The sequence below is a fragment of the Burkholderia sp. MR1-5-21 genome (genome assembly GCF_053427715.1).
On sequence record NZ_JBSAXD010000026.1, the window covers coordinates 115,331 to 124,002 of the forward strand.

The 8,672-nt window shown below is 65.3% G+C and carries 7 protein-coding genes and 1 pseudogene; all 8 read right to left on the minus strand.

What is annotated here, in order from left to right; all coding sequences use genetic code 11:
• Positions 1-185: 185 nt before the first annotated feature.
• Positions 186-617 carry an organic hydroperoxide resistance protein gene (locus ACV229_RS29655; RefSeq protein ID WP_448086635.1) on the minus strand — a complete coding sequence of 144 codons (432 nt, stop codon included), beginning with the start codon at positions 615-617 and terminating at the stop codon, positions 186-188.
• A 195-nt stretch (positions 618-812) separates the two neighbouring features.
• Positions 813-1,808, minus strand: a complete 996-nt coding sequence (locus ACV229_RS29660) for an NAD-dependent epimerase/dehydratase family protein (RefSeq protein ID WP_448086636.1) — start codon at positions 1,806-1,808, stop codon at positions 813-815.
• Positions 1,809-1,829: 21 nt separating this feature from the next.
• On the minus strand, positions 1,830-2,228 hold the full coding sequence (locus ACV229_RS29665) for a cupin domain-containing protein (protein ID WP_448086637.1): 399 nt from the start codon (positions 2,226-2,228) through the stop codon (positions 1,830-1,832).
• Between the two features lie 122 nt (positions 2,229-2,350).
• Positions 2,351-3,208: a sugar phosphate isomerase/epimerase family protein gene (locus tag ACV229_RS29670; protein WP_448086638.1), complete on the minus strand. Its 858-nt coding sequence runs from the start codon at positions 3,206-3,208 to the stop codon at positions 2,351-2,353.
• Positions 3,209-3,373: 165 nt separating this feature from the next.
• Positions 3,374-4,894, minus strand: coding sequence for an FAD-dependent oxidoreductase (locus ACV229_RS29675; protein ID WP_448086639.1), 1,521 nt, complete (start codon positions 4,892-4,894; stop codon positions 3,374-3,376).
• Between the two features lie 111 nt (positions 4,895-5,005).
• Entirely contained in the window at positions 5,006-6,784 is a 1,779-nt protein-coding gene (locus tag ACV229_RS29680) for a thiamine pyrophosphate-binding protein (RefSeq protein WP_448086640.1), read from the minus strand.
• A gap of 35 nt (positions 6,785-6,819) precedes the next feature.
• A complete protein-coding gene (locus ACV229_RS29685) occupies positions 6,820-8,253 on the minus strand; it encodes an aldehyde dehydrogenase family protein (protein ID WP_448086641.1) in 1,434 nt (477 codons plus the stop codon).
• Between the two features lie 259 nt (positions 8,254-8,512).
• Positions 8,513-8,672: pseudogene (locus ACV229_RS29690) on the minus strand (branched-chain amino acid ABC transporter ATP-binding protein); the annotation flags it as partial.

An 8,672-nucleotide genomic window follows, 5' to 3' on the forward strand; every position in this document is an offset into this window, starting at 1 on the left:
CCGGATTGCCGTTGAAGCTGCATGTCGGAGACTTGCTGGCCGTATCGGCAACCGGACTTGCATTGCTTGCCGGCCAGGAAAGCCACGCAACCGGCCTGCTCCTCGCGCTGCACCTGGGAACGGTCATGGCGCTGTTCCTGACCATGCCGTACGGCAAGTTTGCGCACGGCATCTCTTTCCGAATCTCAGGCACGCGTGGTTGTCTTCACGTCCACACTGGCCTTGATGGCGTTCGAGTACGGACAGATGCCGTGTGTCGTTTCGACGAGCTTGCCCGCGTCGGCTTCCGGCAGGCCGGGCAGATAGACATCGAGTTCGGCGGTGATGCCAAAGCCCCCTTCCGAGCGTGGACCGATGCCGATCGTCGCCGTGACGGTCGACCCTTCCGGAACCTTGATCCTGGTCTGCGTCGATGCAACCCTCATCGCACCAAGGAAGCAGGCCGAGTAGCCGAGTGCGAACAGCTTTTCCGGGTTGGCACCGTCTCCGCCGGGGCCGCCGAGTTCCTTCGGAACCGTGAGCTGCAGCGCCATCGTGCCATCGGCGAGCGCAGTCTTGCCGTCGCGCCCCCCACCGGTCGCAGTGGCCGTGGTCTTGTATTTCGCGTCTACTGACATGATGTGCTCCTGTGGCAAAGACGGACGTCATCGCCAGAAATCTAGTTGCTCCGTATCCTGATGTCAACGAACCTGACCAGGTGGCAAGCACCGTGCCAGCAGCAGGCGAGCGGATGTCCGGGCTCCACTGCCCGGATGCGGGCCGCTCGTCGGATGCGGCCCGTCGAAGACCTCACGCGGGCCGCAGCGGCATCCTCAGCGCCGCGAGCCGCCTGAATCGTCGGCGGCAACACTGCGGCGTTCGGCACGCGTCGCGTCGATCGTCGCCTCGATGCCGCGCCGGATGTCGTAGCGGGACGCGTAACCGAGTTCGGCGCGCGCTCGCCGGATGTCGAGCGCCCCTTTTTTCGCGCAGGGAATCTTGCCGCCGTGAAGATAAGGACCGTCCTCCGCCGTGATGCGCGCACCCGGCACGACCTCGTTGACGATGTCCGCCACCTGCCTGATCGACGGCGCGGCGCCGGTCGCGATATGGTAAGCGTCAAAGCGATGGACCGGCTTGTCGAGCGCAAGCAGCACACCCGCTACCGTATCGTCGATGTAGACCTGGTCGACTTCCAGATCCCCGCCCGATTCGAGACGATACGGCTCGCCTGCGAGAGCGGCGTCGATGAACGTCTTCGGCACACGTGCGCGAGGCAGATGCGGACCATAGACCCAGCAGGTGCGGATGTGGATGCATTCCAGCCCGTGCTTCTTCTGGTAATAGCGGCAGAACTGTTCCGCGATCTGCTTGGTGAGTCCGTAAATGCTTTCCGGCTGCTGCGGATGATCTTCGTCGATCACGGGCGCCTGGAAGTCGCCGTAGGTCTCCTCGGTACTCAGATGCACCATCCGGCGGATGCCCAGCACGCGCATCGCTTCGAGCACGTTCAGCGTGCCTTCCACGTTGACGCGCAGTGCCGCCACGGGCACGTGTTCGGCCGCAAGCACGCCGACGATCGCGGCGCAGTGAACGATCGCGTCGGGTTGCGCTTTCTCCAGCGCGGCGCGCACCGCACCGGCATCGCGAATATCGAGCGCCGACGCGAGGACACGCCGGTCATGCGCCGCCGCGTCGGCAACAACCGCGTCGAGCCCGCTGCCCACTTCCAGATCGAATGCATGGACGGTATCGCCGCGAGCAGCGAGCGCGCGAACGATTGCGATGCCGAGCCAGCCGCCCGCGCCTGTTACAGCAATGTGTGCCATTTCGTCACTCTCCTGGCCGGGTCAGACCGGTACTTCGTCGGTAGGCGGACTCGTAATCACGAGGAAGACGAGCGTGTCGGTGCCGGTGCAATGCAGTTCGTGGACGACGCCGGGAGGGATGAAGGTCACGTCGTCGCGACGCACGTGCCGGCGTTCGCCATCGACGACAAGCACGCCTTCGCCGGACAGCACGTGATAGATCTGCTCCTGCACCTTGTGCACGTGCGATTCGACGTATGCGCCCGGCTCGTAGCACGAGATTCGATGGTCGAAGAAGCGGCTATTGACGGTCTCCGGCGTGACAATGGCTTTCGACAGTGCCTGGTTGAAGTGGCCTGGGTATTGCACCCACAGCAGTTCGCCGAGCTTTTGCGTTACCGCGGGAGGATGGGCGCCGCGAGGTTGTTCAGGTTGCGTCATCGTCAGTTCCTTCTGGTCAGAATCAGTCAATACTCGAGGTACTACGGCAGGCCGCTCCGCTTCGCGGGCGCGCGTGTCAGTGTCCGGTCTCCTGCAAATGCCGCTGATCGAATCGGTTGGTATCACCGCGCGGCCGGAATGCGCCATGCACCGAGCGAAGCCAGCGCGGATGCGCTGCGGACGATCGCGGGCGCCGGGTCGGGCGCCACGATCTCGAGCAGGCAAGGTCCGCGATAGCCGATCGCATCGAGACTGCCGGCCAGCGCGCCGAAAGGGACGGTGCCATGGCCGATCTCTTCGTGTCCCCAGCGCTGGGTGCCCGTATCCGACATGTGGATCACCGAGATCCGCTCGCCAAGCAGTCCGACACCTTCATGCGGCAACTCGCCGATGAAGTGCGCGTTCGCGACGTCGTAGCAGACGCTGAGCACGGGCGAGTTCACGGTATCGACGAAGGCCGCCAGGTCGAGCGCGCGCGGCAGCGCGGCAAATGGAACGTTCTCGAGCGCAAGCCCCACGCCCCGCTCTTCCGCGTACGGAACCAGCTCGCTCAGACTGGACACGAGCCATTCATGAAGGTGCGCGGCCGGTGGTGCGAGCAGCGGATTCAGCCGGCCCGGCACCACGATCAGCCGCGGGATGCGCAGCCGCGCGGCAAGATCGATCGCCCGCCGGTAGATCGCGAGCGAATACCTGCGCATCTCGACAAGCGGACTGGCGAGATTGACGTCCAGGCTAGGCAGGTTGAGCGACGTCAGCTCGATCTGTCCGTCATCGACCATGCGCTGCAGCGACGCACATTCGTCCGGGGCCGGGCCGTCGAGCGGCAGGTGAGGCGGATTGATCACCGGCTCGAAGCTTCTGAACCCGTGCCTGGACAACCGTGCGAGACAGGCGACGACCGGTTCGCTCCAGATATAGCCGTACGTATTGATGCCGGGCGTACGGCCGCCGTGGATCTCTGCTGACATTGCGTTCATGAGTTTTCCTTGGAGCACATCGCTGCCGCGCGCATTCTGGCGTTTCGTCCCGAGACACGCAGCGATCGCTTCCGGCCCCGTCGGGAAACGCTGCCTGCAAGATGCCGCATTGTGTCCATCTGTTGTCTCCGCGTCTTTTGGTTCGGGAAGGCGAGTGAAAGCCGGCTAATGCGCCGTGTATACGCGCGTCATGGTGGTGCCGGTGTGGCATGCTGCACCGGTCGGATCGGCGGCCTCGTGCGCCGCGTGGCGCCCAGCCCGACGTCCGGATACGAATGCCCACGCGAGGTGATGGCCATGGCCTTTCAGCAGCAGGCCGCCCTGCCCGGTCGAGCCCGCCGCGTACAAACCGGTGATCGGCGCAGCATGGGCGTCGAGCACACGATGCTGAAGATCGACCTTCAGCCCGCCCTCCGCATGAACGAATACCGCGCGCACCGGCCCCAGCGCGACATAACGCGGTCCGCGACCGGCATCGGGCGGCAAATGGGCGACGCTGCGTGCGATGGCCTCGGGATTCATGCCGAGCCGGCGTGCGAGTTCGTTCGCCGACGATGCGTCCGTATGGATGTCGCGGCGGTTGCGCCGATAGTCCGCGACATACGCGTATGCGACGCCGGGCGCCGTCGAGATGAAGTGCGGCCAGGCCTCGTAACGGCGTGCCAATGCGCCGTTCAGCACGATGTAGCCCTCCTTGCCGTCCTGATCCGGCAACGCCAGCGCCGGGTCGCCCCGTTCATCGCAGAAGCGCTCGCCCCGCCGATTGACGAGCACGGCGCCGTCGTCGAACAGCGCGCGGGACGGTGCCAGCGCCGTCGTGAGGAACTTCATCAGGAATGGCCTCAGGATGACATCGGGAACGTGTGCCATCGACCACTGCATGAACACCGCGAGCCATCGCCAGGGCGGCAGCCTCCGGACGAACGTCTCCTTTGCCGGTGCGATGAAGCGCAACTCGGGCCCCAACGCCAGGTCGCCGTTGACGACGGACGCACCCAGCGCTTCGGCCATGCGCTGGCCGTCGCCCGTGGCCGTCACATTGACACCCTCGACCTTGGCTTTCTGCGCACCCATGAAGCGTGCCTTGAAACCCGGATCGTTCGTGAAATCGCCAGCGGCCAGCACGACCCCGCCGCGGGCGACCAGGGTCGACACGTTGTCTGCGCAGCGGACCTTCACGCCGTTGACCCGACCGGCGGTCACGACGAGTTCCGTGACCGTCGCCTGTGTCCTGATCTCGACGCCGGCCTGCCGAGCCCGACGCTCCAGGTGATAGATGAACGAGCGTGAATTCGGCAGCACGTTATGCATCCGCGGCTGACGATGCGGCGGCTCGGGCATGGGCCCCATGAAGCGTATGCCCGAATCGAGCAGCCACTGGAACGTGTCGGGAATGTCGTCGCACAGGATGCGGCGCAATTCGGGGTTGTCGCGCGGGTCGAGATCACCCGCGAAGCCGGGCATATCCGCCCAGTGATCGTGAGGGTTGTCGTCGATGCCCTTCGCACGTTGATGCGGGGTGCGACTCGAACTGACCGAGCCGATCGACCACGCAGTCGACCCGCCGAGCTTCGGATTCTTCTCGAGCAGCAGCACGGTCGCGCCGCTCGCTCGCGCCTCGATCGCCGCCGCAAGCCCCGCACCGCCGCCGCCCACCACCACTACGTCGTAATCGTCGTTCGCCATGACCTCATCGCGCGGCACAGCCACGTATCTCCAGTCGAGGTTGAAACTTCACGCACGATCTGCGTGAGCGTGCCCATCGTCCGTCCCGCCAACGACACGGAATGGGCGGTCTTACTGGCGGTACGGGCCGCCGAATACGGGCTCTCGATACGGGATGGGCGGCAATTGCCAGGTACCGGTCGACGGGGGGCGGACATCGGCATCCACATGCACGTCGATCACGCACGGGCGGCGGTTGCGCAGTGCCGTCTCCATCGCGCCCGCCAGATCCTGCGGTCGCGTGACCGTGACGCCGTCGGCCCCGCATGCGCGGGCCCATGCGGCGAAATCGGGGTTGTACGGCGTGCCGGTCCGGCCGTTGTAGAACGCCGTGCCGATCTCGCGGCCGTCGAACAGGCCGTACTGGAGATCGCGAATCGCGCCCCACGCGAAGTTGTTCCAGATCACCCACACGCACGGCAGGTTGTATTCGACGGCCGTGCACAGCACGTAGGGCGTCATCGTGAAGCCGCCGTCGCCGACGACCGCCACGCATGGCCTGTCCGGGGCCGCGAGCTGGGCGCCGAGCACCCCGCACACGCCGAACCCCATCGACGAATAGCCCCAGCTGTTCAGCATGCTCTGAGGGCGCTTCGCCTTCCAGAACTGCATGAACCAGTTGTGGTGGACGCCCGAGTCGAGCGACAGGATCACGTCGTCCGGCAGCACCTTTTGCAGCGTGCCGACCACGAACTCCGGACGCAGCGGATGCGTCGACGCGCCAAAGTGCGGCGCGACGAACGCCTCCCATTCGCGCTGCCATCCTTCGATCTGCGCCCGCCATTCCGTGAAGCGTGCCGGATTCAGATCGGCGCGCGACGCCACGGCTGTATGAAGCTGTTGAAGGAACGTGCGTGCATCGGCGACGATCCCGAGCGTCGGCGGGTAGTTGCGGCCAAGCTCCTGCGGATCGATGTCGACATGTACGAGCTTCGTCTTCGGGAAATTCCACGAGTAGCCGGGGTGCCAGGTCGACGACGAACGGTCATCGAATCGCGTACCCACCGTGAGCACCAGATCGGCATGACGGCCCGCCTGGTTCGCGGGATACGCGCCGTTTCGGCCGATGAAGCCTAGCGCCAGCGGGTGCGCTCCATTGATGCACCCCATCCCGTTCGGTGACGTGATGACCGGGATGCCGAGCGCATCGACCAGTTCCTGCAGCACCGGCCCGGCCTCGGACAACGTCGCACCGTGGCCGATGAAGAACACCGCCCGCCTGGCATGCGCCAGCAGGTTCAGGACATGCGTTATCTCGTCGTCATTGGCTGCCGGCCGGTGGGCCGCGTCCAGGTGCGAGCGCGGCGGAATGTCCACGTCGGCCGATTCCTGGAAAACGTTGTACGGGATGTCCAGATTCACCGGCCCGGGCCTGCCGGTCACCATCGTATTGAACGACTGACGCAATGCAAGCGGCAGCATGTCGACGCGCGACGGCTGGAACGAGCGCTTCACGACCGGCCGCAGCACCGTCGCAAAGTCGGCCTGGTTGTGCGCATACAGTTCCTGGAACGGGCCGCGATTCGCCTGGCTCGTCGGTACGTTCGCGGTAATCGCCAGGAATGCAGACGAATCGGACAGCGCGGTCGCGAGCGACATGACCATGTTCGCCGAGCCGGGCCCGGTCGACGTCAGCGTCGCGACCGGACGATGCCTGACGCGAAAATAGGCATCCGCCATGTGACCGGCGCATTGCTCGTGACGGGGCGAAACGAGCTTGACGCTATCGCGCACGTCGTAAAGTGCGTCCAGGATGCCGACATTGCCATGCCCGCAGATGCCGAACACATAGGGCACCTCTTCCTGCACCAGATACTCGGCGATCAGTTCGCCGCCTTTCATCTCAGCCATGCTGCTGTCTCCTCGCGCTTCGTGTCTGTCCCGATTCAGGTCAGGATCGTCACCAGTCGTTCCTCGCTCATCTCGCGAATCGCGTAATGCGGTCCTTCCCGTCCGAAGCCGCTCTCCTTGCTGCCGCCGTAAGGCATCAGGTCGACGCGCGAACTCGATGTCTCGTTGATATGTACGCCGCCCACGTGCAGCGTGCGCGCGGCATGGAACGCGTCATGCAGCCGGTTCGTGAACAAGCCGGTCGCCAGCCCGTACGGCGTCGCGTTCACGCGGGCACAGGCTTCGTCCAGCGTGTCGAACGGCACAATCGACATCACCGGGCCGAAAATCTCGTTGCACGACACGGCCATCGCATCGTCGATGTCCGTCAGCAGCGTCGGCGGGACCACCGCCCTTTCGCGCGGCCCGCCGGCCACGCGCGTCGCTCCGCCGGCGATCGCCGCGTCGATCCATTGTTCGATCCGGATCGCCGCCGCTTCGCTGATCACCGGTCCGACGACCGTCGACGCGCGTGCCGGATCGCCGTACGGCAACGCGTTCACGAGCGCGCCGAGCCGCTGCGCGACGCGTTCGACGAGCGTACGATGCACAAGCAGGATCTGTACCGACGTGCACACCTGCCCGGCCTTGCGGTAGCCGGCGCTGACGATCTTCGGCAATGCAACGTCGAGGTCGGCGTCGTCCGCGACAATCGTGAACGCAATGCTGCCGAGTTCCATCTGGGTGCGCCGCAATCCCGCGCGGCGCTGGATGTCCCGGCCGACCTCCGTGCTGCCGGTAAACGCATAGAACCGCACGAGCGGCTCGTCGAGCAGCGCCTTCGCGACATCGGCGCCGCCATGCAGCACCGAAATCAGCTTCGGATCGAGCCCCGCCTTCAGCAAGGCTTCCGCGATGATGTTCGCCGGCGACGGGGTCTGCGAGGAAGGCTTCAGCACGATCGCGTTACCTGCGGCAAGCGCCGGCGCGACCTTGTGAGCCACCGTGTTGAGCGGAGCGTTGAACGGCGTGATCGCGCAGACGACGCCCAGCGGAACCCGGATCGTGAACCCGAGCCGGCCGCGCTGATTCGGCGCACCGTCGAGCGGAATCATGTCGCCCCGCAACTGGCGGGCTTCCTCCGCACTCAGGCGGAACGTCTGTACGCAACGCGCGACTTCCGCCAGCGCGTCGGCACGCGTGAACCCGGCTTCTCGTCGCAACACGTCGACCAGTTCTTCGTTGCGATGCGCCAGTTCGACGGCGGCACGTTCGAGCACCGCACCGCGTTCGTATGGGGATCTGCTGGCTGCAAGCCAACCCGCGTGTGCCGCCGCGACCGCGGCCCGGACCTGCTCCGGCGACGGCACGTGCAGGATCGCACAGGTGTCGAGCGAATATTTGTCGAGCACCGGTCGCTGGCTGACGCCATCGACCCAGCTCCCGTCGATCAGCAACTGGCACGACGGCAACGGTCGGAGAGTAGTCATCACGTGTATCGGTCGATTCGGTTTCCAAAGGACAGGGCCAGTGTAAAAAGAATGCGCCTATACGAGGAAATACTGTTTCGACCTAGCAGCTATATCGAACGCTTATACACGTGTTGCGGGATACGGAATCCGGGGGGAATTCGTTTTCATCAGATCGTTGCGGGCCGTGCGCCGCCAGCTCGGCTGCGGCCTCGCAGGGCAAATCGGGGAACCGGGCTGCGTCTCCGCGTTGCCGCTGCATCGCGATGACGCGCCGTCATCACCCGCCCAGATAAGCCTGCTTGATCCGGTCGTTGGCGAGCAGGTTCGCGCCCGTATCGGCGAGCACCACGCGCCCCGTCTCCAGCACATACCCGCGATCGGCCACTCCCAGCGCCTTGTTCGCATTCTGCTCGACGAGGAACACCGTCACGCCCTCA

Excerpts from the sequence above, each read along its gene's own strand:
- ACV229_RS29655 (WP_448086635.1), bottom strand. The coding sequence starts at position 617 with ATGTCAGTAGACGCGAAATACAAGACCACGGCCACTGCGACCGGTGGG.
- ACV229_RS29660 (WP_448086636.1), bottom strand. The coding sequence starts at position 1,808 with ATGGCACACATTGCTGTAACAGGCGCGGGCGGCTGGCTCGGCATCGCA.
- ACV229_RS29665 (WP_448086637.1), bottom strand. The coding sequence starts at position 2,228 with ATGACGCAACCTGAACAACCTCGCGGCGCCCATCCTCCCGCGGTAACG.
- ACV229_RS29670 (WP_448086638.1), bottom strand. The coding sequence starts at position 3,208 with ATGAACGCAATGTCAGCAGAGATCCACGGCGGCCGTACGCCCGGCATC.
- ACV229_RS29675 (WP_448086639.1), bottom strand. The coding sequence starts at position 4,894 with ATGGCGAACGACGATTACGACGTAGTGGTGGTGGGCGGCGGCGGTGCG.
- ACV229_RS29680 (WP_448086640.1), bottom strand. The coding sequence starts at position 6,784 with ATGGCTGAGATGAAAGGCGGCGAACTGATCGCCGAGTATCTGGTGCAG.
- ACV229_RS29685 (WP_448086641.1), bottom strand. The coding sequence starts at position 8,253 with ATGACTACTCTCCGACCGTTGCCGTCGTGCCAGTTGCTGATCGACGGG.